At 52.4% G+C, this 24,933-nt stretch carries 23 protein-coding genes; 15 read left to right on the top strand and 8 right to left on the bottom strand.

Going from position 1 to position 24,933, the window contains the following annotated elements; genetic code table 11:
* Positions 1-2 precede the first annotated feature (2 nt).
* Both PY990_RS11065 and PY990_RS11060 read right to left on the bottom strand, forming a co-directional pair.
* Positions 3-434 carry a hypothetical protein gene (locus PY990_RS11065; protein WP_275271644.1) on the bottom strand — a complete coding sequence of 144 codons (432 nt, stop codon included), beginning with the start codon at positions 432-434 and terminating at the stop codon, positions 3-5.
* The gene (locus PY990_RS11060; RefSeq protein ID WP_275271643.1) at positions 434-1,009 is read right to left on the bottom strand and encodes an RNA polymerase sigma factor; all 576 of its coding nucleotides are present in this window, start codon (positions 1,007-1,009) and stop codon (positions 434-436) included. Before PY990_RS11060 ends, PY990_RS11065 begins: the two co-directional genes overlap by 1 nt.
* Positions 1,010-1,297: 288 nt before the next feature.
* Between PY990_RS11060 and PY990_RS11055 the strand changes: the two genes are divergently transcribed.
* Positions 1,298-3,259, top strand: a complete 1,962-nt coding sequence (locus tag PY990_RS11055) for a DNA topoisomerase IV subunit B (RefSeq protein WP_275271642.1) — start codon at positions 1,298-1,300, stop codon at positions 3,257-3,259.
* 27 nt (positions 3,260-3,286) lie between these two features.
* Here the strand turns inward: PY990_RS11055 and PY990_RS11050 are convergent, their stop codons facing one another.
* The 4 genes from PY990_RS11050 to lexA are packed head-to-tail and all read right to left on the bottom strand — an operon-like array spanning position 3,287 to position 9,204.
* On the bottom strand, positions 3,287-6,454 hold the full coding sequence (locus tag PY990_RS11050; RefSeq protein WP_275271641.1) for an error-prone DNA polymerase: 3,168 nt from the start codon (positions 6,452-6,454) through the stop codon (positions 3,287-3,289).
* Positions 6,455-6,466: 12 nt separating this feature from the next.
* Positions 6,467-7,828, bottom strand: a complete 1,362-nt coding sequence (locus PY990_RS11045; protein WP_275271640.1) for a DNA polymerase Y subunit UmuC family protein — start codon at positions 7,826-7,828, stop codon at positions 6,467-6,469.
* Positions 7,764-8,516, bottom strand: coding sequence for a translesion DNA synthesis-associated protein ImuA (gene imuA, locus PY990_RS11040; protein ID WP_275271639.1), 753 nt, complete (start codon positions 8,514-8,516; stop codon positions 7,764-7,766). Before imuA ends, PY990_RS11045 begins: the two co-directional genes overlap by 65 nt.
* Positions 8,517-8,541: 25 nt before the next feature.
* Positions 8,542-9,204, bottom strand: a complete 663-nt coding sequence (lexA, locus tag PY990_RS11035) for a transcriptional repressor LexA (protein WP_105029858.1) — start codon at positions 9,202-9,204, stop codon at positions 8,542-8,544.
* 301 nt (positions 9,205-9,505) lie between these two features.
* Here lexA and yaaA point away from each other — a divergent pair, with 301 nt between their 5' ends.
* Genes yaaA through rlmD form a run of 5 tightly spaced genes read left to right on the top strand, consistent with a single transcriptional unit; the run spans position 9,506 to position 14,003 of the window.
* Positions 9,506-10,276, top strand: a complete 771-nt coding sequence (gene yaaA, locus PY990_RS11030) for a peroxide stress protein YaaA (RefSeq protein ID WP_275271690.1) — start codon at positions 9,506-9,508, stop codon at positions 10,274-10,276.
* Between the two features lie 2 nt (positions 10,277-10,278).
* Positions 10,279-11,040 carry a 5'/3'-nucleotidase SurE gene (gene surE / locus PY990_RS11025; RefSeq protein WP_105029859.1) on the top strand — a complete coding sequence of 254 codons (762 nt, stop codon included), beginning with the start codon at positions 10,279-10,281 and terminating at the stop codon, positions 11,038-11,040.
* 9 nt (positions 11,041-11,049) lie between these two features.
* Positions 11,050-11,790, top strand: coding sequence for a protein-L-isoaspartate(D-aspartate) O-methyltransferase (locus tag PY990_RS11020; RefSeq protein ID WP_275271638.1), 741 nt, complete (start codon positions 11,050-11,052; stop codon positions 11,788-11,790).
* A complete protein-coding gene (locus tag PY990_RS11015) occupies positions 11,787-12,611 on the top strand; it encodes a peptidoglycan DD-metalloendopeptidase family protein (RefSeq protein ID WP_275271637.1) in 825 nt (274 codons plus the stop codon). The genes PY990_RS11020 and PY990_RS11015 overlap by 4 nt, the downstream gene beginning before the upstream one ends.
* An 18-nt stretch (positions 12,612-12,629) precedes the next feature.
* On the top strand, positions 12,630-14,003 hold the full coding sequence (gene rlmD / locus PY990_RS11010) for a 23S rRNA (uracil(1939)-C(5))-methyltransferase RlmD (protein WP_275271636.1): 1,374 nt from the start codon (positions 12,630-12,632) through the stop codon (positions 14,001-14,003).
* A gap of 230 nt (positions 14,004-14,233) precedes the next feature.
* On the opposite strand, the gene PY990_RS11005 is transcribed toward rlmD, so the two are convergent.
* Complete coding sequence (locus tag PY990_RS11005) at positions 14,234-14,938, bottom strand: Bax inhibitor-1/YccA family protein (RefSeq protein WP_275271635.1); 705 nt, start codon at positions 14,936-14,938, stop codon at positions 14,234-14,236.
* 172 nt (positions 14,939-15,110) lie between these two features.
* Between PY990_RS11005 and ndk the strand changes: the two genes are divergently transcribed.
* The 8 genes from ndk (at position 15,111) to der (ending at position 23,945) form a co-directional block, all read left to right on the top strand.
* Positions 15,111-15,536 carry a nucleoside-diphosphate kinase gene (gene ndk, locus PY990_RS11000; protein WP_275271634.1) on the top strand — a complete coding sequence of 142 codons (426 nt, stop codon included), beginning with the start codon at positions 15,111-15,113 and terminating at the stop codon, positions 15,534-15,536.
* Positions 15,537-15,602: 66 nt separating this feature from the next.
* Entirely contained in the window at positions 15,603-16,742 is a 1,140-nt protein-coding gene (rlmN, locus tag PY990_RS10995) for a dual-specificity RNA methyltransferase RlmN (protein ID WP_008248937.1), read from the top strand.
* A gap of 265 nt (positions 16,743-17,007) precedes the next feature.
* On the top strand, positions 17,008-18,105 hold the full coding sequence (locus PY990_RS10990) for a helix-turn-helix domain-containing protein (RefSeq protein WP_275271633.1): 1,098 nt from the start codon (positions 17,008-17,010) through the stop codon (positions 18,103-18,105).
* A gap of 3 nt (positions 18,106-18,108) precedes the next feature.
* Positions 18,109-19,419 (top strand): flavodoxin-dependent (E)-4-hydroxy-3-methylbut-2-enyl-diphosphate synthase, encoded by a 1,311-nt coding sequence (gene ispG, locus PY990_RS10985; RefSeq protein WP_413789525.1) that lies wholly within the window; start codon positions 18,109-18,111, stop codon positions 19,417-19,419.
* A 50-nt stretch (positions 19,420-19,469) separates the two neighbouring features.
* Complete coding sequence (gene hisS / locus PY990_RS10980) at positions 19,470-20,795, top strand: histidine--tRNA ligase (protein WP_275271631.1); 1,326 nt, start codon at positions 19,470-19,472, stop codon at positions 20,793-20,795.
* Complete coding sequence (locus PY990_RS10975) at positions 20,792-21,436, top strand: YfgM family protein (protein WP_275271630.1); 645 nt, start codon at positions 20,792-20,794, stop codon at positions 21,434-21,436. Before hisS ends, PY990_RS10975 begins: the two co-directional genes overlap by 4 nt.
* Positions 21,433-22,611, top strand: a complete 1,179-nt coding sequence (gene bamB, locus PY990_RS10970; protein ID WP_275271629.1) for an outer membrane protein assembly factor BamB — start codon at positions 21,433-21,435, stop codon at positions 22,609-22,611. The genes PY990_RS10975 and bamB overlap by 4 nt, the downstream gene beginning before the upstream one ends.
* 8 nt (positions 22,612-22,619) lie before the next feature.
* Complete coding sequence (gene der, locus PY990_RS10965) at positions 22,620-23,945, top strand: ribosome biogenesis GTPase Der (protein WP_171098837.1); 1,326 nt, start codon at positions 22,620-22,622, stop codon at positions 23,943-23,945.
* A 21-nt stretch (positions 23,946-23,966) separates the two neighbouring features.
* Here the strand turns inward: der and PY990_RS10960 are convergent, their stop codons facing one another.
* Positions 23,967-24,287: an Mpo1-like protein gene (locus tag PY990_RS10960; protein ID WP_275271628.1), complete on the bottom strand. Its 321-nt coding sequence runs from the start codon at positions 24,285-24,287 to the stop codon at positions 23,967-23,969.
* Between the two features lie 145 nt (positions 24,288-24,432).
* On the opposite strand from PY990_RS10960, the gene PY990_RS10955 reads away from it, so the two are divergent.
* A complete protein-coding gene (locus PY990_RS10955) occupies positions 24,433-24,906 on the top strand; it encodes a CBS domain-containing protein (protein ID WP_105028947.1) in 474 nt (157 codons plus the stop codon).
* The last annotated feature ends 27 nt before the right edge of the window (positions 24,907-24,933 follow it).

Below are 24,933 nucleotides of genomic sequence, written 5' to 3'. Positions count from 1 at the left end.
CTTTATGTTGTGCCTTTGTGCTGAAAGTAGGTTTGTTTGTAGGCAAAAGCCACGTGAACAAAGCCCTGAAATTGAGACATGATGATGTCTTTGTTCTCACTCACAATTTCAACACACAAGCGCAAGCAGTTGTCGTGGTTTGAAATTGCGGTTGATACACCATTGGGCATGTCATTTTTCAATTCACTAAACAGGGCCAAGGCCAGTTTAATTTGGTTTTCCTGAACCTGTAACGACTTCCCCAAGCTGAAAATTCTTGCGCTTACCCTGCAATCTGCGCCGCCAAGGTGTTGCAATTCAACTGTGAAGTTCTTTTCAAAATCAATTCGATAACCACCTTCGCCCGCACATTGCTCGGTGTCACTGAGAGTCATTCCCAGTGATTCCAGAATTTTGTTGAGTGCCCCATATCGGGTTGCCAAGTTTGCGTTCATCAGTCCATATACAGGTCGTAGATTGATTTCAATTGGGCTCGTGACCTTGAAATACGAGAACGTACCGTGCCAATTGGAATACCCAGAATGTCAGCCGCTTCCTGGTAAGAATTGCCATGCTGAACCACCAAAACCAGGGTTTCACGCAGATCGTTGGGCAGGTTACCAATCGCCGATTCCAGTTTGATGCTGAACTCGTTTTTCATGCAATGCTGCATGGGGTCAGACCCTTCGGCCTGTTCCAGCTCCAGGTCTTCATCCGTGGTGAAATGAAATTTGTACTGTGGAGAGCGGCGCGCGGTGTTCCGAATAATGTTCAGTGCAATGCCAAACAGCCAGGTCGCTCTTTTTGCATCACCTCGAAAGCTGTCCCAGCAGCAGTAAGCCTCAATCAAGGTTTGCTGGAATACATCCTCGACCGCGTTTTCATCACGAAAATGTTTGATGATGAAGTTGCGCAACCGCTTTTCCTGCTTGGCAACCAACAATTCAAACTCCGAGCGAGTTGTTTCCAGATTCGCCCTTGAGCACCTTTGAATCGCGGTGATCTTTAATTTGGGGGCAATCGGTTTCATGTCGAGCCTCTCTACTTGAAACGGAAGTGGAATCATGGTCGGCCTTGGCGAGTTGTTTAAATAACGCCACAGCGTATCAAGGCTGCAAAAAGTCCGAACGAGGTGTCACCATGGATAGGGGGTGGGGTGACATGCTGCTTTATTAGCCTTGAAAAGTGTGCTAACCACGCGGTACAAATTTCCTATCTTGGTCATGAGTGCTGGCACAGCCGCAGATGGTTCCAGTCCTGCCCGAAATGAATCCAAATTATTGGTATCATCAAGCGGTCATTGAATTATCAGGTTGTCATGAGCCAGTACCAAGAATCGTCGATCCGTGTCCTTAAAGGGCTAGAGCCAGTCAAGCAGCGCCCCGGCATGTACACCCGCACCGATTGCCCCTTGCATATTATTCAAGAGGTGATCGACAACGCAGCCGACGAGGCCTTGGGGGGTTTTGGTGCGCGCATTACAGTAACCGTACACACCGATGGCAGTGTCTCGGTCCAGGACGAAGGGCGGGGCATTCCGATTGGTCTTCACCCCGAAGAAAAGGTGCCGGTTATCGAGTTGGTGTTCACCCGCCTGCATGCAGGTGGCAAATTCAACAAGGCCGATGGTGGCGCTTATCGCTTCTCAGGCGGCCTGCACGGTGTCGGTGTGTCAGTAACCAATGCCCTGTCAACCCGGCTTGAGGTGAGTGCGGTTCGCGACAAGCAGGTGGGCACATTGGTGTTCAGCGGTGGCGATGTAATCGAACCCCTGAAAGTACGCCCGCAAACAAGCAGTGATCCCAAAAAGGGCACTACCGTGCGTGTGTGGCCCGATCCCCAGTACTTTGATTCCGCTGTATTGCCCTTGAACGAAATGGACCGCCTGTTGCGCAGCAAGGCCGTGTTGTTGAAAGGTGTCGAGGTGGTGTTGGTTTCTGAGAAAACCGGTGAAGCCAAGCGCTGGAAATTCGATGATGGACTACGTGGTTTTTTAAAGGAAGAGTTGCTCGACCGTGAACTGGTGGCCCCCATATTCAGCGGCGACCTGAGCGTTGATGTACTTCGCGATGAAGGTTTTGCAGAAGGCGAGGGTGCAGCCTGGGCTTTGGCTTTTGTGGCCGAAGGTGCGCCGGTGCGTGAAAGCTATGTGAACCTGATTCCGACTTCTGCTGGTGGTACACATGAATCGGGTTTGCGCGAAGCAGTGTTTCAGGCCATCAAGGCATTTTGTGAAATGCACTCGCTGATGCCCAAAGGCATCAAGTTGATGCCTGATGATATATTTTCCAGAGCCAGTTTTGTGTTGTCGGCCAAGGTGCTCGACCCGCAGTTTCAGGGACAAATCAAGGAGCGCTTGAACAGCCGCGATGCTGTGCGTTTGGTATCTTCCTTGGTGAAGCCTGCATTTGAATTGTGGTTGAACCAGCACGTGGAAGACGGCAAAAAAATTGCTGAACTGGCCATTAAACAGGCGCAAGCCCGTTCACGTGCAGCGCAGAAAGTCGAGAAACGAAAAAGCTCTTCAGTGGCTATTTTGCCAGGCAAGCTGACCGATTGTGAAAGCACTGACATTACGCTGAATGAGGTGTTTCTGGTTGAGGGTGATTCTGCCGGTGGGTCGGCCAAGATGGGGCGTGACAAAGAGTTTCAGGCTGTATTGCCTTTGCGTGGCAAGGTGCTCAATGCTTGGGAAACCGACAAAGACCGCCTCTTTGCCAATCAGGAAATTCATGACATTGCGGTGGCCATTGGCGTGGACCCACACGGCGTGAATGACAATCCCGATTTAAGCGGTTTGCGTTACGGCAAAATTTGTATTCTTTCCGATGCTGATGTGGATGGTTCACATATTCAGGTGTTGTTGCTCACCTTGTTCTACAAGCATTTTCCTGCGCTCATTCGAAGCCAGAACTTGTATGTGGCTAGGCCACCGCTGTTTCGCGTGGATGTGCCCGCACAGGGAAAAAAGCCCGCGCGCAAACTGTACTGCCTTGACGAAGCCGAGCTTTACGCGGTGCAAGACAAACTGGGCAAAGAGGGTGTGAAAGAGGCGAACATCAAGATTTCCCGTTTTAAAGGCTTGGGTGAAATGAATGCCGAGCAGTTGTGGGAAACAACCTTGAACCCTGACACACGTCGCTTGTTGCCGGTTACCTTGGGCAGCATGGATGTGACCGAAACCAATGCCATGATGCACATGTTGATGGGCCGCACGGAAAGTGGCGCACGCCGCACCTGGCTGGAGGACAAGGGCAATTTGGTGGAAGTGGATATTTAATCATTGAAGTAAAAAAGCTTTGTGTGATTACTTGAAGTCTCGCGACGGCGTTTGCAGTTGCGCAAGCAGGTGGGTGTAATCCACCAGCCTGCGTGCCACCAAATTGCACACTTCACCTTCGCGCTGCCAAATACCAAACACCCCCATAATTTGCGCATTGCGCAGCACCTGTCGCTGTTCTTCGGCTAGGCTGTTCCACACAATTACATTCACATTGCCTGTTTCATCTTCAAGATTTAAAAACACGGTGCCGTGCGCAGTGGCTGGGCGTTGCCGGTGTGTCACAATGCCGCAGGCCCTTGCCAGCCTGCCGTTGGGGTAAGTGCGCAATTCTTCAACCTGCCTTATTTTGTACGGTGCCAGTTGCTTGCGCAAAAATGAAATAGGGTGGTGTTCCAGGCTTGAACCTGTGGCGCGGTAATCGGCCAGCATGTCTTCCAGTTCACCGGCTTTGGGCAATTCAAGCGGTGTTTCATTGCTGCGGGTGTTGGTCAGCAGGTCTGTGTTGTTTGCGCCGTGCCGAACGCCCCTTGTTTCAGTTGCTGCGGTTTGCCACACGGCCTGGCGGCGGTGCCCTGCCAGTTGCTCAAGCGCATTTGCATCGGCCAGTGCAAGCAGGTCGCCGCGGTCAAGCAGGGCGCGCTTGGTCAAGTCTTCCACACTCTCAAACAAGCCTTGTTCGCGGGCTTGAACTATGCGCAATGCAGCCTCGTGTTTCAGACCGTTCACCCGGTTTAAACCCAGACGAACAGGCAGAAGCGTGTTGTGGTGATGCTGCTGTGATTCATTCATCAGTGCATTTTCCAGTCTGGTTTGCACTGCACTGCACTGCACATCCACGGGCCGTACTGTCACGCCATGTCGTTGTGCATCTTGAATCAGCTGTGAAGGCGCATAGAAACCCATGGGCTGCGCGTTGAGCAAACCACACAAAAATGCATCGGGGTGGTGGCATTTCAGCCAGGACGATGCGTACACCAATAAGGCGAAACTGGCGGCATGGCTTTCCGGAAAACCATATTCGCCAAAGCCTTCCATTTGTTTGAAAATGCTTTCTGCAAACTCACGGGTGTAACCACGCTCCAACATGCCGTTCACCACACGTCCGTAAAAATGGTGCAGGCCGCCTTTGCGTTTCCAGGCGGCCATTCCGCGGCGCAACGCATCGGCCTCGCCCGGTGTAAAGCCAGCAGCCAGAATGGCGATTTGCATCACTTGTTCCTGAAAAATAGGAACACCCTGGGTGCGGCCTAGTGCCTCTTTCAAGGCCTCCGAAGGATAGTTCACTGCTTCCAGGCCCTGCCTGCGTTTTAAAAACGGGTGCACCATGCCGCCTTGAATGGGGCCGGGCCGCACAATGGCTACCTGAATCACCAGGTCGTAGTACTCACGGGGTTTCAGGCGGGGAAGCATACCCATTTGCGCACGGCTTTCAATTTGAAACACACCTACGGTGTCGGCCTTGCACATCATGTCGTAGGCCGTGCTGTCTTCGGGTGGTATAGCTTGTAGGGTTCTGGGGGCACCGGGTTTTTTGTGCAATTCGTCCAGCGTCATTCGAATGGCGCTCAACATGCCAAGCGCCAGTACGTCTACCTTCATCAGGCCCATGGCGTCCAAGTCGTCTTTGTCCCACTGAATGACACTGCGCTCTGGCATCGAAGCATTTTCCACTGGCACCAGTTCAGTCAGGCTGTCGCGCGCAATCACAAAGCCGCCTGTGTGTTGCGACAAGTGTCGTGGAAACCCCAGCAGTTCATCGGCCAAATGCACGCAATGCTGCACGGTGCTTTGGCGAACATCAATGCCTGCCTGTACCATGTGGTCCACGCTCATGCTGCGGCTGTAACCACCGTCTTGCGACTTGGCTAATTGTTCAACCAAATCAGTTTCCAGCCCCAAGGCTTTTCCCACATCCCGCAATGCTGAGCGGGGTCTGTACACCACCACGCTGGCGGCCAGTGCGGCCCGGTCGCGACCATACTTCTTGTAAATGTATTGAATCACTTCTTCGCGGCGTGTGTGTTCAAAGTCCACGTCAATGTCGGGTGGCTCGTTTCGTTCCCTGCTGATAAAACGCTCGAACAGCACGGCCATTTTGTCGGGGTTGACTTCGGTAATGTGCAGGCAATAACACACCACGGAATTGGCGGCAGACCCACGGCCCTGACACAAAATATTGCGGGAGCGCGCAAAACGGACAATGTCGTAAACCGTTAAAAAGTAGGCCTCAAATTTCAGTTCCTCAATCAGCTGTAATTCATGTTCAATTTGCTTCCTGACTTTGGCAGGTACTTTGCCGCTGTAGCGTTGGGCTGCGCCTTCTTCTACAAGTTGACGCAAGTATTGTGTGGGTTCCAGGCCTTCAGGGCTAATTTCACGCGGGTATTGGTAGCGCAATTCATCTAGTGAAAAAACACACTGTGCCGCCAGTGTTGTAGTTTGCTTAAGTAAGTTGTGCGGGTAGGTTTTGGCAAGCACTTGCAAGGGCTGCAAGCAACGTTGCGCATTTGTTTCGAGAAATGGTTTTGCGTCGTTCAGCTTGCAGTTCAGCCGAATGGCGGTGAGCACATCATGCAGGTTTTTGCGTTCGCCCGAATGCATTACAGGCAAGTTGCTGGCCATGAGTTCAACCTGGTGCAGGTGGGCCAAGGCCTGCAAGTACAGCAGCCATGCCTGGTCGAACCCACGGTGCTGCAAATTACACACCACCTGCATGCGGCCAGCAAAACGCTTGGCACACCAACTTAACAGGGCAGGAAAGTTTTCCTTGTTGCGTTCGTCGGGCACCAGCAGCAATTGAAGTCCGGGTGGAATATCGGCAAGGTCGTCACGGGTGAACAGGTAGTCGCCTTTGGCTGCACGGCCACGGGCCTGGGTAATCAGCCTGCACAAGTGGGTGTAGCCGGTTTTATTTTTCACTATCAAGGCAATACGCTGGCCGGTAAATGCACTGTTGTTTGCGAACACAAACTGGGCGCCTACCAACAGTTGGATACCACACTCCTTGGCGGCCTGATGTGCACGAACAATGCCCGCCAGCGAACATTCATCCGTGATGCCAATGGCGCTGTAACCCAACAGTTTGGCTTGTTGCACCAGTTCTTCCGGGTGTGAAGCACCTTTTAAAAAACTGAAGTTACTCAACGCCAGTGCTTCAGCAAAAGGTGGTGCGGTGTGCAATGGCGCATTCATGTTCAGAGTGCCTTATGCAAAGTAACCATGTAAAAACCAGCGTGCATCTTCTTCAAGCAGGTCTTGATACAGCCACACCAAACTGGAATTGCTATCGCGTGCGCAGTAGTAATCGCGCTTGCAAGGTTTGGCATCCCACCAGCCAAACTCAACACGTTCAGGGCCGCTAAGCAATTGCCATGGGCCACCCACTTGCCACTGTGGGGCTTTTCCTTGAAGTGGCTTGGGCGTTGGCAACAGCCACAATGGGCGCGGGCTGCTGGCCGCCAATGCCGCATTGTTCAATTCAGGGGCATGTTGGTTTTCAATTTTCTTAAAGGCAGTGTTCGCAGGTTTTTGCAGCGGGGTGTGTTGCAACACAATGCTGCATTCGGGCCTTGGGTCACTTTCTGTGGCTGCAAATAATACGGTTTGTTCGCCCAAGCGCGCGCGAAGAACATCGCAGGTGTTGTTCCAGTTACGAGTGCCTTCTGCCGGATCGGGTAAAAAACTGCGATTCACATTGGGCAGCAATTCACTGTGCATGCATTGCACTCGAAGGTTGCGTATGTCGTCGTCAAATTGCATCCGCCCCAGTTGGTGGTGCAGCAGGCGCTTCCATGTGTCGATGCAATCGGTGGCTTGCGCACTTCTCAGGCGTAAAACCTCTTCACCGTGCGCGTGAACAAAGGCCCAGTGCAATTCACGTGTTCCATGTTTTTGCTGCTTTAGCCAGTTGCACACTGCTTCAAGCAGTGCTTGTGCATGGTGCTCAATCAGATCAAGCCTGTCGCTGTGAAAAGGCAATTCCTTTTCTTGCTCGAATGTATCCGCAGGTTCGTGGGGTGCCGTTGCTATGGCGAGTTTGTTTTGAAGCCCAAAACCCGAATCAAGTTCAGCCAAGGCTTGTGCGCCAAACCGTTTTAAAAATCCATCGCGTGGCAAACGCCACAAATCACCAATGCGGCCAAAACCGCATTGTCGCCAGGTGGTTTGCAGCTTCACATCGCAATCAAGCACTGAAATTGGCAGGGCCAGCAAACTGTTTTCATTGAAATTCAGCATGGCCAGAAAATCATCCAGATTGCGTGCGGGGGCGCACTTGCCAAGCCACCATGCACCAGTTGCAGTGTGGTGGTTGGCCAGTTGCAATTCGCCAGAAAATTCCTCGGTACTTTCCCAGAATTGCGAAAGCAAAGCCTGTGCGCCACCAAACAACCTGAAGCTGCTCTGCACTTCAACCAGCCAACCCACATATTCATGATGCTGGTCTTGTCGCCAGCACACCACCGGGCTGTAATGTGCTGCCAATTCAAACAAGGAATTGGCATCAAATTGTGATTTGACTTCGCGTGGGTTGCGGGGTTGTCTGTAACTCAGGGCGATCCAGCGCACGAACAAGCTCCTGTGAGTGCGGGGTGTCGGGTAAAGCACCTTGCGGTTTTGGTAAATCGATCAGTATTGCCTGCTCAAGCACAGGCCCCCTGCGTTTGATCAAATGCACTCGCAAGCTATTGCTGCTTTGGGCCGTCAGGCACAAGCGCAGTGAAGCCGGGGAGGGTTGCATTTGTGCCCGAATGGGGCGAAATACAAAACTTAAACCCTGTGAACGAGTGGCCTGGTACTGCAAGCGACGCAACACAGTTGGGTTGCACAGTGTTTTTTCTTCCGGCAGCCACATGAAAAGTGCACCGAAGGAATCGCTTTGCAGCACTTGTTCGATCGCCCAAAGGCGATCTTGGGGTTTGTCGGTTTGAACCAAGTGCACCTGATCCAAGGCCACACCGAACTGCTCAAACGCCGGCGTGAGTGGTAGCAGCGGTGCGCCAATCAGCACCAGTTTTTTTTTCTCCAGCGACAGTTTGCGCAACACCGGCATTAGAAAGCGAAGCTCGCCAATGCCATGGTGTTTCAGCAGCAGTTCAATCAGGTTGCGGGTAGGCCAGCCACCCCCGGGCAATTGTTGATCCAGGGCAACAAAGCCGCTGGGTATACGCGCACTGGTGTCGTTGGCAAACTGGTGGGCACGCCACACGCCGGGGTGAATGCTGGCAAGATCAGACGACACAACAACCCCCGACATTGCTTTTTAGTGCAATAACTGCTTTTTAATGCAACTGGCCTTGGCGAATCAAACCAACAGCCAAACCTTCAATTGCGAATGTTTCGGTTCGCAAGTCGACTTCAATGGGAGCGAAATCGCTGTTCTCGGCTTGCAGTTCAACCACATGGCCTTTCTGGAAAAAACGTTTCACGGTGACATCGTCGTTCACGCGTGCAACCACCACCTGGCCCGCTCTGGCGGTACTGGCTTTTTTTACGGCCAGCAAATCGCCATCCATAATGCCGATGTCTTTCATCGACATACCACGTACTTTCAGCAAGTAATCGGGCTTGTCTGGAAACAGTGAGGGGTCAACAGGAATTTGTTTTTCCACATGTTCTTGGGCAAGAATCGGGCTGCCTGCGGCAACACGACCAATAAGTGGCAATTGCATGAATTGCTCCATTGCACGTTCGGCGGCCTTGCTGGCAGTTTCTTCCAAACCTTCGGCGTATTCACCCAGCAAGCGAATGCCCCGTGACGTACTGGCATCCAGTGCAATGACATTTTTTTTGGCCAGAGCCTGCAAGTGATCTTCTGCTGCATTGGCTGAGCGAAATCCCAGTTGCCGTGCAATTTCGGCGCGAGTGGGTGGCCTGCCAAATTGGGTAATTTGGTCCCGGATTAAATCAAGAATTTCTTGTTGACGAGCAGTTAAACCTTTCATGGCACCAATCTCGAATGAACATGCTGTGATTATATACAGTAAATCAAAACTTGCAAACACATTTGCCTGAATCCAATTGCTGCATGTGACAGGTAATACATTCATCTTCGGGAGAGACAGTCTGGGAGACACGGCCAGAAGCGGAGCGACAAAGTCGCATCCGCGGCCAACCTCAAAAACACCAGTCACTCGCATACCTTGCATTGGGTATTTTTTCCCGACTTCACACCACCCTGTCCCTGAATCACCTGCCAGATCCTGCGATAATAAACCCGTAGTAACAACCAGGTGATTCATGTCCATGCTTGTAGTTCTTTCTCCCGCAAAATCGCTCGATTACGAAACACCCTTGTCCGTTTCAGCCAGTACACAGCCGCAGTTTGTTGAGCAGGCCGCAGCGCTGGTGAATATTCTTCGCCCCATGAGCCCGGCCGATATTTCCGAACTCATGTCGGTCTCTGACAAATTGGGTGTGCTGAATGCAACGCGTTACAGCGAATGGTCAACCAAGTTCACCATAAAGAATTCGCGGCCTGCGTTACTGGCATTCAATGGCGATGTGTACGATGGTTTTGATGCCAAAACCCTGGACGAAGACGGTTTGGCTTTTGCACAAAAGCATGTGCGTATTCTGTCGGGCCTGTATGGCATTTTGCGTCCACTCGATTTGATGCAACCCTATCGCCTTGAAATGGGCACCAAGCTGCCCAACCCAGCCGGCAAAGATCTATACGCCTATTGGAAGCAGACCGTGGCGCCGGCCCTGAACAAGGAACTCGGAAAAAAAGACCCTGTGTTGGTGAATCTGGCTTCCGATGAGTATTTCAAGTCAGTTGACACCAAGGCCTTGAACGCACGTGTGGTTCAACCCGTGTTTCAGGATTACAAAAACGGCCAGTACAAAATCATCAGTTTCTTCGCCAAAAAAGCACGCGGTTTAATGGCCCGCTACATTGTTGACCAACGCATCACAGATGTAGAGCAACTGAAAAAGTTCAAGGTGGCAGGCTACGCATTTGCACCCAAAGAATCCACCGAGAACACTTGGGTGTTTCGTCGCAAGGAAGCTTGATCTTGACCATTCCCCACATTCTGATCAGCAACGACGATGGCTACAGTGCCCCCGGCATTTTGGCCTTGCATGGTGCTTTGCTTGAACGATTTGGCAACACGGTTCACCTGGAGGTGATGGCACCCGAGCAAGACCGCTCGGGCGTGTCCAATGCCCTCACACTTGACCGGCCGCTTACAGTACGAAAAGCCGCCAACGGATTTCGTTATGTGAATGGCACCCCCACCGATTGCGTGCATGTGGCGGTGACTGGTTTGCTGGAAAGGCGACCGGATCTAGTCGTGTCTGGCATCAACAACGGCGCCAACATGGGCGACGACACCATTTATTCAGGCACTGTGGCAGCCGCCATGGAAGGCTTTCAGTGTGGTTTGCCCGCGATCGCTTTTTCGCTGGCTGGCAAAGGTTACGCACACCTGGACAGCGCAGCCCGCGTGGCGGCTGAAATTGTTGAGCGCTTCCTGAACAACAAACTTGGTTTGGAACATTGCCTGCTGAATGTGAACATTCCCCCGATTCCTTACGATGACATGCAAGGTTACGAATGCACCCGTTTGGGCAAGCGCCACCATGCCGAACCCGTGATTCCCACCCAGAATCCCAAAGATGAAACCGTTTACTGGATTGGCCCACCCGGCGGTGCCAAAGATGCTGGCCCTGGCACCGATTTTTATGCGGTCAAGCAGGGTAAAATTTCGATCAGTCCTTTGAAAGCTGATTTAACGCACACCGAACAAATGAAGACCCTGGCCGATTGGCTGTAAAACAACAACATGGATCAAAAGCCCCGCTTCAAGCCAGCACCTGCGCTGATTACCCAGTCTGCGCGCAAACTGGACCGCATTCCGGAACGCATCGGTGGTTCAAGCCTGACCTCCGAGCGGGCGCGTGGGCATTTGGTTCAAAAACTGAAAACTCTGGGCATTGTGAATCAGCGTGTGCTCGATGTAATTGGTACTGTGCCGAGGCATTTGTTTGTGGACGAAGCATTTGCATCGCGAGCCTACGAAGACGCAGCCTTGCCAATTGGCCATCAACAAACCATTTCACGGCCTTTCACCGTGGCCCGTTTTGCTGAATATGCGCTGGATGGCCGTGCAGAGCTGGACAATGTGCTGGAAGTCGGCGCGGGTTGTGGTTACCAGGCTGCGGTGTTTGCCAACATCGCAAAGCGGGTGGTCAGCATAGAACGCATTGAGGCGTTATACGACAAGGCCCAGCGCAACTTAAAACTTGCCGGCTTTCAGAAAGTCAAAGTAATTCATGGCGATGGTTTGGTGGGGTTGCCCGCACAAGCACCGTTTGATGTCATCATTGTGGCCGCTGCGGGTTTGGAAATACCGCAAGCCTTGCTCAAGCAGTTAAAAATTGGCGGGCGCCTTATAGTGCCCGTGGCTGACCAGAATCAGCAAAATCTGGTCATTGTTGATCGTTTGGCGGTCGACAAATGGCACCGAGAGAAAAAAGACTTGGTAAAATTCGTACCCCTGTTACAAGGAACTCGCATCGTATGAAACGTGGCGCATTAACCAGAACCCCATTGCTGGGTTACACACGTGCATTGGCAGTTGGGTTTGCAACACTGACCTTCCTGGCCGCCTGTACAACAACGGGTAACCAGGCCCCGGTGGTCGATCGTTTGCCCTCCCGTTCTACTGACACCGCAGTGGCCACCGACGGTATTTACACCGTCAAAGCTGGCGATACCCTGTACAGCATTGCGCTTGATTTTGGTCTGGATTGGCGTGAGCTGGCGCGATCCAACAATTTGAGCGATCCCAGCAAGCTAAGCATTGGTCAAAAGCTGCGCGTGGCGGGCGCACCTGGTGCTGTCGCGGCCGGTGCGTCTGGGTCAAGCACTGTTGAAGACACTGGTGTTGAAGTAACCCCGATTACTCCCGCTGGCGGTGCAAAACCGGTCGAGGCCACACCAGCACCCGAAATCAAACCGCCGGCTCCCGTTGCTGTCACTTTGGGTTTTATTTGGCCGCATCCAGGTGAAATTATTCAAGGCTACAAAGCGGGCGTAAACAAGGGTATTGACCTTGCCGCCAAAGTGGGCGACCCCGTAATTGCCTCTCAGGCGGGGCGTGTCGTTTATTCAGGCAACGCGCTGCGCGGTTATGGCAACTTGATTATCCTGAAACACGACAACAACTTGTTGACCGCCTATGCCCACAACAAAACCTTGTTGGTGAAAGAAGGTGAGCCTGTCACCAAGGGCCAGAAAATTGCGGAAGCAGGGCAGTCCGATTCTGATCGCCCCAAACTGCACTTTGAAGTGCGCAAGCAAGGCAAACCTGTTGACCCGATGGATTACCTCCCGGCCCGTTAATTTTTATCGAATGTAGCCATGGGCCGCAAAAAGAAAAAAGATCGAACACCCGTGGTGTTTCCACAGGTGCAAGTTGCCATTGAATCAATCGACCTGGATGCCAATGGCATTGGCCATGTGGATGGCAAAGTGCACTTCATCGATGGTGCAATCACCGGCGAAACCGTTGTTGCCGAAATTACGCGAGTAAAGCCAAGCTATTCAAAAGGCACAACTCTGCAGGTGCTGAACACGGTTTCCACTCGCACCACGCCCAAGTGCCCGCATTATGGGGTGTGTGGCGGGTGCGCCATGCAGCACATTGAGCCCAATGCCCAGGTGGCCATTAAAAACCGCGCGCTTGAAGACCTTTTGCAGCGAATTGGTCGCCAAACCCCTGAACAAATGATGCCGCCCATTTATGGTTCATTTTGGGGTTATCGACACCGTGCGCGTTTAAGTACCCGCTTTGTGATCAAGAAAGAGCGGTTCTTTGTCGGGTTTCACGAGAAAGCATCTTCTTACGTGGCGGACATGCAGGAATGCCATGTGTTGCCCAAGCATGTGTCCAACATGATTGTGCCCCTGGGCAATATGCTGGTTACGCTGAGCATTTTCATGCGTATTCCCCAAATTGAACTGGCCGTGGGCGATGGTGTTACCGCAATGGTGTTACGCCACCTGGAGCCCTTGAGTGAGTCAGACCTCGATACGATTCGATCCTTTGGCCGAGAGTGGGGCGTTGACTGGTGGCTGCAACCAGGTGGCCCAGCCACTGCACATCGTCTTGAGGCTGACAAGCCTGTTGACCTCACCTACCGTATTCCAAGTTTCGGCATTCGCATGCGGTTCAGGCCGACCGATTTCACGCAGGTGAACCACATGATCAACGACGCCATGATTAGCCGTGCGGTGTCATTGCTCGACTTGAAGCCCGAAGACCGCGTGCTTGACCTGTTCTGCGGCTTGGGTAATTTTTCACTGCCTTTGGCCACGAAAAGCAGTTACGTGAAGGGTTTTGAAGGTTCGCAAGACCTGGTTGACCGAGCTGGCGAGAATGCTAAATTCAACGGCCTGGCCGATAAAACCGAATTTCATGTGCGCAATCTGTTCGAAGTGGAAACACCTGAATGGGAAAGTTGGGGGCAATACGACAAAGTCTTGGTCGATCCTCCGCGTGACGGAGCCTTGGAAATTTGTAAGGCAATTGTAGGTGCGCGCGCAGAGTTTCAGCCCAAGCGCATTGTTTATGTCAGCTGCAACCCGGGCACCTTGGCTCGGGATACGGCGGTACTTTGCAATGTCGGCTCGTACAAGTTGATGAAAGCAGGGGTGGTCAATATGTTTCCGCACACGTCGCATGTTGAGTCGATTGCGGTGTTTGAAAGAGTGGCATACAGCGACTATTCCTGACCATGGCGCACATAATTCAACTGCGCAAATAACAAACGGGGCCGTTGCGGCCCCGTTTTCGTTGGTGCGTTTGCCTCACCAACTCGGCGGTCAGTATAGATACCGACCCACTGAAATTTTATATTGCGCTTCTGAAATGCACTTTGCAACAACTTTCGATGTTGCAAAGTGTCAAAAAAGTGCTTTGAAATCAGTTACTTTCAGGTAACTTAATCCCGGCAGGCGCTTGTTTACTCGCGGCTGCCACCTGTAAATACCATGAGCAGTTGCAGCAAGTTCACGAACAAATTGTACAAACTCAGGTAAATGCTCAAGGCGGCGGAAATGTAGTTTGTTTCACCGCCGCGCATGACACGTTGCAGGTCGTACAAAATGAACAGCGAGAACAAGCCCACGCAAATGGTGGAAATGGTCAGCGACAGGGCTGGCATTTGCAAGAAGATGTTGGCCACAGAGGCCACAATCACCATAACCAAACCAATCAGCAGGCCCTTGCCCATGTTGGTGAAATCACGCTTGGTCACCGCGGCGTAGCTGGCCAAACCAAAGAAAATACCGGCTGTGCCCAGCGCAGCCATCATGATGATGGAGCCGCCATTGGACAGGCTAAGCGCGACCGACAAAATGCCGGAGAGCATCAAACCCATGAAGAAGGTAAAGCCCAACATGAGCACAACACCAAAGGAATTATTTCGGTTGCGTTGAATGCCCCAGATAAAGCCGAACATGGCGGCAAGCATCACCACGAAAGAAAGAATGGGGCTGCCAGCGAACAAACGGAAGAAGCCGAATTGAATGCCCGCAAACGCGCCCAAGGCTGTCGGGATCATCGACAGGGCCAGCAAGAAGTATGTGTTTCGCAGAACCCTGTTGGTTTCTACGGTCGATACACCACCGGCTGTGCGGCCAAATTGTGCAGTTCTGAATTCAGACATGGTTACTCGCTCCTTTGTAAAACGCGAATTTGTATGGATTTAGAGTAATGGTAATGGCGAAAAGTTTCAATTCAAGACGTGGGTCAGGCCCTTGATTGGGTTTTTTACATAAACCAGCTATAATCGCGGGTTAATTTTCACGCTTTTCTAATCTTTTCGGAGTGGTTACACCATGGCAATCGAGCGCACCCTGTCCATCATCAAGCCTGATGCTGTTGCAAAAAACGTAATTGGTCAAATTTACAGCCGCTTTGAAGCCGCTGGCCTGAAGGTAGTGGCCGCACGCATGGCTCACCTGTCACGCGCTGAAGCTGAAGGCTTTTACGCAGTGCACAAGGCACGTCCTTTCTTCAACGACCTGGTTGAGTTCATGATTTCTGGCCCAGTGATGATTCAAGCCCTGGAAGGCGAGAACGCAATTGCCAAGAACCGTGAATTGATGGGTGCCACAAACCCCAAGGAAGCCGCTGCCGGTACAATTCGTGCCGACTTCGCTGAAAGCATTGACGCCAACGCAGTTCATGGTTCTGATGCGGCTGAAACAGCTGCAAACGAAATCGCTTATTTCTTCCCAGCGTCACAAGTATTTTCACGCTAATCTAGTTAGATTGCGTTGAATTCCGGGGGCGCACATGCGTCCCCGTTTGTTTTGAAAGGACACACCATGAGTGCACAACTCGACAACTTGCTGGACTACTCGGTGCCCGAGCTGATTCAGTGGTGTGGCAATTTGGGTGAAAAACCATTCAGGGCCAAACAATTGGCCAAGTGGATTCACCAATCAGGCATGGACAATTTTGATTCCATGACCGACCTTGCGAAATCATTTCGCCAGAATTTGAACAGCCGTGCCTGCATCAAGGCCCCCAGTATCATTTCCGACAATGTATCCAAAGACGGCACGCGCAAGTGGCTCTTTGATGTTGGTAATGGCGATGCAGTTGAAACAGTGTTCATCCCCGAAGAGCGCCGCGGAACCCTGTGCGTCAGCTCGCAGGCAGGCTGCGCGGTCAATTGCCGTTTTTGCTCTACTGGCAAACAAGGTTTTTCCCGCAACTTAAGTACCGCTGAAATTGTGGCCCAGTTGTGGAAGGCCAATGTCTTGCTGCGCGAAGCTGGCGACCGTGTTTACGCCCAAGAGCGCCCGGTTACGAATGTGGTCATGATGGGCATGGGCGAGCCCCTGTTGAACTACGATGCCTTAGTCCCGGCTTTGCAATTAATGCTGGATGACACGGCTTACGGTCTTTCCCGCCGCAGGGTCACTGTGTCGACATCGGGCGTTGTGCCCTTCATGGACAGGCTTTCGCAAGATTGCCCCGTGGCCTTGGCTGTGTCGCTGCATGCGCCCAACGATGCGCTGCGCGATCACCTCGTGCCGCTGAACAAAAAGTACCCATTGCGTGAGTTGCTCGATGCCTGCCTGCGTTACCTGAAATTTGCGCCGCGTGATTTCATTACTTTTGAGTATGTCATGCTTGATGGAGTGAATGACAAGCCAGAGCATGCCCAGCAATTGCTTGAAATCGCCAAAATTGTGCCTTGTAAATTCAACCTGATCCCGTTTAACCCATTCCCAGAGTCGGGTTTGCTCAAGTCAACCAGCCCTGCAATCAAAACGTTTGTGGATATCCTGGGTGGCGCGGGTGTAGTAACCACAGTTCGTAAAACCCGGGGTGATGACATCGATGCGGCCTGCGGTCAACTGGCTGGCGAAGTTCGAGACCGAACCAAGGTCAAGGAGAGGCTTGTGAGTACGGTGTCCCTGGAAGAACTGAGGGGTTCCTCCAAACGCAGGGACTAGGCAAACAGCGTGCATGCTTTGTCATACAATGAATGCAAGATTGAGTGTGTTGTGGCAGTGATTGCGTATTAATTCAATTATAAAAACGATATTTTTGTCGCCAAACTTGTGGCGCATTCTCAAAAAACTCCTCAACACATTGAATTTCCATCGAAATCGCTTGAACCTACCTGCTTGCTTCGATTATGCTGCAAAGGTGGTGGCGGTAAAGAACTACAATGATTAATCGGGGCCCTTTGCGCCTGCCGACGCTTGGAAAGACCAAATGAATGAAAATCGTGCGATGAGCAAAACTGAATCATCAGATGCCAGTGCAGGTCAAGATGCAAAACCGGAGCCAAGCAATGGCTCCTTCGCTGAAAAGCACCCCAATTTGACTCTGCTTGAATCGGGCCAGAACCCGGGAGAAATTTTACGTGCTGCCCGTGAAAAGGCCGGCTATTCCTTGAGCGACATCAGTGCTCAAACCAAAATCAACGAACGTCAGCTTGAAGCCATTGAAAGTGGTGATGTTGGACGCCTACCGCCCGAGACCTTTGCCAAGGCTTTCATTAAAAGTTATTGCAAGGCCCTGAAGATGGATCCTGCACCGGTCATCATGTCCTTCGGGTTTTCTGAGGCCAGTGCCCAGGTCAAAGCCGCTCGTTCTGGCCAGACCGAAAGTGGGCGCTCCGAGCCGCTTGAGCCCAAGATGCCCAACAGCTCCAAGCGCTTGTCCACTTTGAATTTTGATCGTAAAACAGGCAAGAAATCGCTGAGCTACGGCATTGTGCTGGCAGCAGTGGTGGTCATGGCCGTGTTTTACATTCCCGTATTCATGTCGAGTCAAACCACTGAAGTGGGTGATGCAGAAGTGATCGAACCCAATGAGGCGCCTGTGGCCACTGCACCAGGTTCCGAGAGTGCTGTGTCAGCGGATGGTTCTTTGCCTTTGGGCCTGGAAGCCCCAGCTGCAGCTGGTGATACGGCCGTATTCCCGGCGCTTCAGCAACCTGCTGCGCCTGAAGGTCAATCTGCTCCCCCCGCAACCGCAGCACCAAATGCCACCGGCGCGGCCAGCACTACAGCCGCTGCACCTGTTGCTGATGCGGCAGTGCCCGCCGCTGCTCCCCTGGCCTCCAATGTTGAAAGCGTGTTGCGGTTTAACTTTCAAGAGCAGTCTTGGGTGACTGTTCGCGATGCAAATGACAAAGTGTTGATTTCCCAACTCAACGACGGTGGCAGCAATCTTGAAGTAAAGGGTCAAGCGCCCTTTAAGTTGATTGTTGGTAACGCCAAGGCGGTAAGTATCTCCAGCAACGGAAAATCAGTCGATCTGACTTCATCCATTCGTGGAGAAGTGGCTCGAATCACTGTTCAGTAAAATCTGCGAGGGGGCTGTTCCAGCCCCCGCCTTTCAGCAACCTGTCTATCTCGCCAGAAGTTCATCGTGATTCCAAATACCCCCTTGAAGCGACACAAGACCCATCAAGTGGATGTCCGCTGGAAAGACCATGTTGTGTCTATCGGTGGCGGTGCCCCTGTTTTGGTGCAGTCGATGACCAACACCGACACGGCCGATGCGCTGAATACGGCATTGCAAATCAAGGCTCTTTATCTTGCCGGCAGCGAGATGGTTCGAATCACGGTGAACAATGACGCCTCTGCCGAGGCGGTGCCCTACATTCGAGATCAGCTCGATAAAATGCGAATCCCCGTGCCATTGGTGGGTGATTTTCATTACAACGGGCACCTGTTGCTTCAAAAGTATCCGGATTGCGCAAAGGCCCTGTCGAAGTACCGCATCAACCCTGGCAATGTCGGTTCATCCCGTTCGCGCGATGATAACTTTGCGGCCATGATTTCAATTGCTGCTGAGCACGACAAGCCGGTTCGGATTGGCGTGAACTGGGGCAGCCTGGACCAAAACCTGCTGGCCCGCATGATGGATGAAAACGGCAAGAAAGCCGACCCATTGCCAGCGCAGCAACTGATGTACCAGGCATTGATTGAATCTGCGGTAAGTAGTGCACACAAGGCGGTCGAGCTCGGTTTGCCCGCCAATAAAATTGTGTTGTCCTGCAAGGTGAGTCAGGTTCAAGACCTGATTGCGGTGTACCGGGAATTGTCGGGTCGAAGCGAGTTTCCCTTGCATTTGGGTTTGACCGAAGCTGGCATGGGCACGAAAGGTATCGTGGCATCGACTGCTGCATTGTCGGTGCTGTTGCAAGAAGGCATTGGTGACACCATTCGTGTGTCGCTTACCCCCGAGCCCAATGGTGATCGGTGCAAGGAAGTGGTCGTTGGGCAAGAAATTTTGCAATCTTTGGGCTTGCGTGCCTTTACACCGCAGGTCATCGCCTGCCCGGGGTGCGGCCGAACCACCAGTACAGTGTTTCAGGAACTGGCCGATCAAATTCAAACCTATCTGCGCGATCAAATGCCGATCTGGAAAAACCAGTATGTGGGCGTTGAGGAAATGAAAGTGGCCGTGATGGGCTGCGTGGTGAACGGTCCAGGTGAAAGCAAGCACGCCGACATAGGTATTTCATTGCCGGGCACCGGTGAGGCTCCTTCTGCCCCTGTGTTTCTAGACGGCAAACGCACGGTGACCTTGAAGGGCGAGAACATCGCTCAGGAATTTCAGGCAATTGTGCAGCGTTATGTAGAGCAAAGGTACGCTGGCGGCAACAAGTAGCCCAAGAATAGGCGACAATACCGGGTTGAGAAATTAAGTTGAATGCGTCAATGAGTCATCCTGAGTCGCCGGAACAATCCAAAGCCAAAAAGCAACCCCGACTGCAATCCGTCAAGGGTATGAACGATGTATTGCCCGTGGAGGGCATTCATTGGGAAAATCTCGAGGTCATGCTTCGAGAGTGGTTGACCTCTTATGGCTACCGCTTGATCAAAACCCCTGTGCTGGAGCCCACGTCGCTGTTTCGCCGGGGCATTGGTGAAGTCACCGACATCGTTGAAAAAGAGATGTTCAGTTTCGTGGATCGCTTGAATGGCGATGAACTTACTTTGCGGCCAGAATTCACCGCGGGCATTGCGCGCGCCACCATTCAACACAATCTGACCTATGCAGCGCCTCAGCGGGTGTACTCCATGGGGCCTGTGTTTCGCCATGAGCGCCCCCAGCGAGGGCGTTACAGGCAGTTTCATCAGCTCGATGTTGAAGCACTGGGTTTTGCCGGACCCGATATTGATGCGGAGTTGATTGTGATGCTCTCGCGCCTGTGGCGTGAGATGGGACTTGAAGATGTGCGCCTTGAAATCAACTGCCTGGGTGAAGCACCAGAACGCTTGGCGCACAGGCAGGCGCTGATTTCGTATTTTGAAGCGCACGCCGACTTGTTGGATGAAGATGCCAAGCGCCGCCTGCACAGCAATCCGCTGCGTATTCTGGATACGAAAAACCCCACCATGCAAGACATGGTCAACGGCGCACCGCGTTTGTCGGAATTTTTGGGAACGGAATCCCTGGCACATTATCAGGGCGTAAAACGCCTGCTTGACGATGCGGGCGTGCGTTACATTGAAAACCCACGTTTGGTTCGTGGTCTGGATTACTACAACCTCACCGTGTTCGAGTGGATTACTGATGCCTTGGGCACGCAGGGCACTATTTGTGGCGGTGGTCGCTACGATGGCTTGATTGAAATTCTGGGTGGCAAGCCCACGCCGGCCATCGGATTTGCAATTGGACTGGAACGTGTGCTCGAGTTGTACCTCGAAGTAAATCAGCCCGATGACACGGCTGACCTCGATGTGTATGTGGTACATCAAGGCGAGGGCACGTCACGGCGTGCATTTACCCTGGCTGAAGAGCTGCGGGATGCAGGATTTGCCGTGGTGCTTCACGCCGGTGGTGGCGGTTTTAAAAGCCAAATGAAGCGCGCAGATGTCAGCGGTGCTGCCGTGGCAGTTATTCTGGGCGAAAACGAATTAAATGCCGGCACTGCAGCTGTCAAACTGCTGCGTGGTGAAAGCAAGCAGCAGGAATTCAAACAAGAGGGATTGGCCGAAGCCATTTTCGGTCTGCTTTACGGAGAAGGAGAGGAGTCTTGAGTCGATACAGCCTTGAAGAACAAGAACAACTGGCCAGTTTGAAGGCATTCTGGTCCAAATACGGCAGCTTTATCTTGACCGTGTTGATTCTTGTGTTCGGTGCCTTTGCCTTGAACAACGGTTGGAAATGGTGGCAGGCACGCCAGTCCAACGAAGCGGTTGTCGTCTATGAACGTTTGGAGGCAGCCACGCGTGAGGGCAATATCGAACTGGTGGGAGAAATCCAGAAGACCCTGTTCGAGGAACATGCCAGTTCCCCTTATGCACAGCGTGGGGCGTTGATTGCGGCCAAAGCCTTTTTCGATCAAGGCAAGCTGGAAGAAGCGAAAGCATCGTTGAAGTGGGCTTCTGAAAAAGCCAAGCTGGACGAGTATGTGGCAACTGCCCGTTTGATGTTGGCCGGTATTCTGATTGAGCAATCCGAGTTCGATGCAGCCAAATCGGCCTTGAGCGAGAACTACCCAGGCTTTGAAGGCCTTTTTCACGATCGTTTGGGTGATTTGGCCTTGGCACAAAAAGATGCGGCAACAGCGCGCAAAGAATATGAATTGGCGCTTGGCACCATTCAAGCCGACAGCCCCTGGAAGCAGGTGATTGAGCGAAAAATCAGTGCCTTGCCCAAAGTGGAGGCCAAACAATGAGCGGACCAATGAAGCACGTCATTAAAATTTCATCTCTTGTCGCTGTTTTGGCCTTGTTGGGCGGATGCGCAGCCATCGGCTCGACCATTAGCAGTCTGAACCCTTTCGGCAGCAGTGCTGTAAAGCCGGCCGAACTTCAGCCGTTTACTCCTCAGCTCAAAATCGCCAACGCTTGGTCTGTGGATGTTGGCGACTCCGAGCAAGGCAGCTTTACACCCGTTTTACTCGACTCTACTGTGTATGCGGCGTCCGAAGAGGGCCAGTTGGTGGCCATCGACAGGGCGACAGGCAAAACAAAATGGAAAGTGAAAGTCGGTGCCAAGCTGAAAGCAGGTGTGGCTGCGACGCTTGATACCATTGCGGTGATCGACGTGAACAACAACCTTGTCGCGTTTGATGCCAATGGCAAACAAAAATGGCAAACCGGCGTGGGCGCAGATGTCAGCAGCGTGCCCGTGGGTGCTTCGGGCACCATTCTGGTTCGCGGCATCGACTTCTCGGTGATCGCTTATTCAGCCTCAAACGGTGCACAACGCTGGAAGTACACCCGCCAGCTGCCGCCGCTAACTTTGAGGGTCAATACCCCAGTCGATGTCAACAACGCGCGCGTATATGCTGGTTTTCCCGGTGGCCGGCTGGTGGCGCTTGATCTGAGCGCAGGCACTGTTGTTTGGGAAGGTACTTTGGCAACACCCAGTGGAACCACCGAAATTGAGCGCATCACCGACGTAACCGGGACGCCAATTTATAACTTCCGTGAAGTGTGTGCAGCGGCATTTCAAGGCAAGGTGGGTTGCCTGGATTCGGTTAGTGCCCGCCCAATCTGGACCACCGATTTTTCTGCACCCAGTGGTGCCTCTGTAGACGACCGTTACATGATTGCCCCCAATGAACTGGGCGATTTGTTTGCGTTTTCCCGCAGTGGCGGCAAGCAGGTTTGGAAAATCGAAAGCTTCCAGCGTCGCCAGCCCACCACGCCGACCGTAATTGGTCGCGCTGTGGCTGTGGGCGACTACGAAGGTTATGTTCATTTCATTGATCGAGACACCGGCAAAACCATTGCGCGAACAAGAGTGGGTTCTACCTCTTTTGCCAGCCAGCCTGTGCCTGCTGACACCGATGCGCTGATCGTGCAATCGCGTGGCGGCAGTGTGGCCCTGATATCTGTCCAGTAAAGTAAAACATGAAACCTGTCATTGCCCTGGTTGGGCGCCCAAACGTGGGCAAGTCCACATTGTTCAATCGCTTGACCCGAACAAGAGACGCCTTGGTGGCCAACCAGCCTGGTCTAACCCGTGATCGCCATTATGGTGTAGGCCGTATTGGCCCCAGAGAATATTTGGTGGTGGACACTGGCGGGCTTGAGCCTGTGGCCAAAGACGGTATTTACGCCGAAATGGCCAAGCAAAGCCGACAGGCAATTGTTGAGTCTGACCTGGTTTTGTTTCTTGTGGATGGTCGCCAAGGCGTCACCCCGCACGACCACGTGATTGCCGCAGAGCTGCGCAAGGCCAAGCGAGAAGTAATTCTGGTGGTCAACAAAACCGAGGGCTACACCCATTCCATGGCCGCCGCCGACTTTTTCGAGTTGGGCTTGGGCGAGCCAGAGACCATTTCGGCAAGCCATGGCGACGGTGTACGCCAATTAATGGATATTGCTTGTGAAAAGCTGCCGGTGTTGCCCGAAGATGAAGAGGGCGGAAGGCGCATCAAGGTGGCCATTGCCGGACGTCCCAATGTGGGCAAGTCCACCATGGTAAATACCTTGTTGGGTGAAGAACGTGTGATTGCGTTCGATTTGCCGGGTACCACCCGGGATAGCATTTACATAGATTTCGAGCGCAACGACAAGCCTTATACCTTGATTGACACAGCCGGTTTGCGCAAGCGCGGCAAGGTGTTTGAGTCGGTCGAAAAATTCTCTGTTATTAAAACCCTGCAAGCCATTGAAGACGCCAATGTGGTGATCTTGATGCTGGATGCCCAGCAGGATATTTCCGATCAAGACGCCTCTATTGCGGGCTTCATAGTTGAAGCGGGGCGTTCGCTGGTGTTGGCTGTGAACAAATGGGACAGCCTGGATGATTACCGCAAGGAACGAATCAAGGCTGAAGTAGGGCGCAAGCTGACTTTCCTGAATTACGCCAAGTTTCATTATGTGTCTGCCACAAAGCCTTTTGGAATTGCAGCCATGATGAAATCAGTCGATGAGGCGCACGCGGCGGCTTTCGCCAAGTTGTCAACGCCCAAACTGACGCGCCTGATTCAGGAGTGTGTCGAGCACCAGCAACCCCCGCGCAAAGGTATCTTCAGACCCAAATTGCGCTACGCGCACCAGGGTGGGCAGAACCCGCCTATTGTGATTGTTCATGGCACCGCTCTAGATGCCATTCCCGACAACTACAAGCGCTACCTGGAAACCCGAATTCGTGAGCGTTTCAAACTGGATGGAACGCCGCTTCGGGTTGAATTCCGAAGCAACGTGAACCCGTTTGACAAGAAAGATTAACGCGAAAAATTAACGCGAAAATCAGAACGGAATTTTGCGGGTAAGGATGTCTTTGTACATCACCCAGTCACCCATGAAGCTGTAAAGCGGATATTTGAATGTGGCTGGGCGGTTTTTCTCGAAAAAGAAGTGCCCCACCCAAGCGAATGCATACCCCACCAACAGACCATAGAGCAGCCAGATTGGCTGTCCCGTTGTGAGCAATTTAAACAGGCAGACCAGTGCAATTGTGGAGCCCACAAAGTGCAGTCTTCTGCAGGTCAAATTGTTGTGTTCTGCCAGGTAAAAAGGATAAAAATCGGCAAAGGTTTGAAATCTGTTTCCGGTTTTTGGCATGCCCATGTCTCCATTTGTTTATTTTTAATCGTTGTAGTTTACATCCCTTGCCGCTTCAGGCCTGTATTTGCCCAGAAATTTGGACTTGAAAGCTGTGGCATTTCGGGTAGGATGAATAAAACGACCATAAGAATATTTTAGGAGGTTTGTGATGCAAGTTAAAGAAGTCCTGCGTGTAAAAGGCAACACGCTATTCACTGTCACCCCTGATACTCATTTGTCCGACTGCGTGGTTACCATGGCCGATCATGACGTGGGTTCATTGGTGGTGATGGACAAAGGGGCGCTGGCCGGCATCGTCACCTTTCGCGAAGTGATTCGTGTTCTGGCAAAGCGGCAAAAAGAGCACCGCACCGGTCCCACACCTCCCGTGGCTGAAATTGTGGTTCGCGAGGTCATGAACACAGAACCCACCGTGGCCACCCTGGATATGGAAGTGGATAGTCTTCGCAAACTGATGCTTGAGAATCACCAGCGCTATTTGCCCGTGATGGATGGAAACACCCTGTGCGGTGTGATTTCATTTCACGATGTGGCCAAAGCGGTGCTTGAGGAACAAGGGTTTGAGAACAAAATGCTGAAGGGCTACATTCGCGATTGGCCTATGGAAGAAAGCAGCAATTGAGTTGAAAACAAAAGCAGTACAGGTGGT

This window comes from Limnobacter olei, from assembly GCF_029087225.1.
In the GTDB taxonomy this organism is placed as follows: domain Bacteria; phylum Pseudomonadota; class Gammaproteobacteria; order Burkholderiales; family Burkholderiaceae_B; genus Limnobacter; species Limnobacter olei.
Note: the sequence above shows the minus strand (reverse complement) of the source record. Positions and strands in the feature narration are given on the sequence as shown.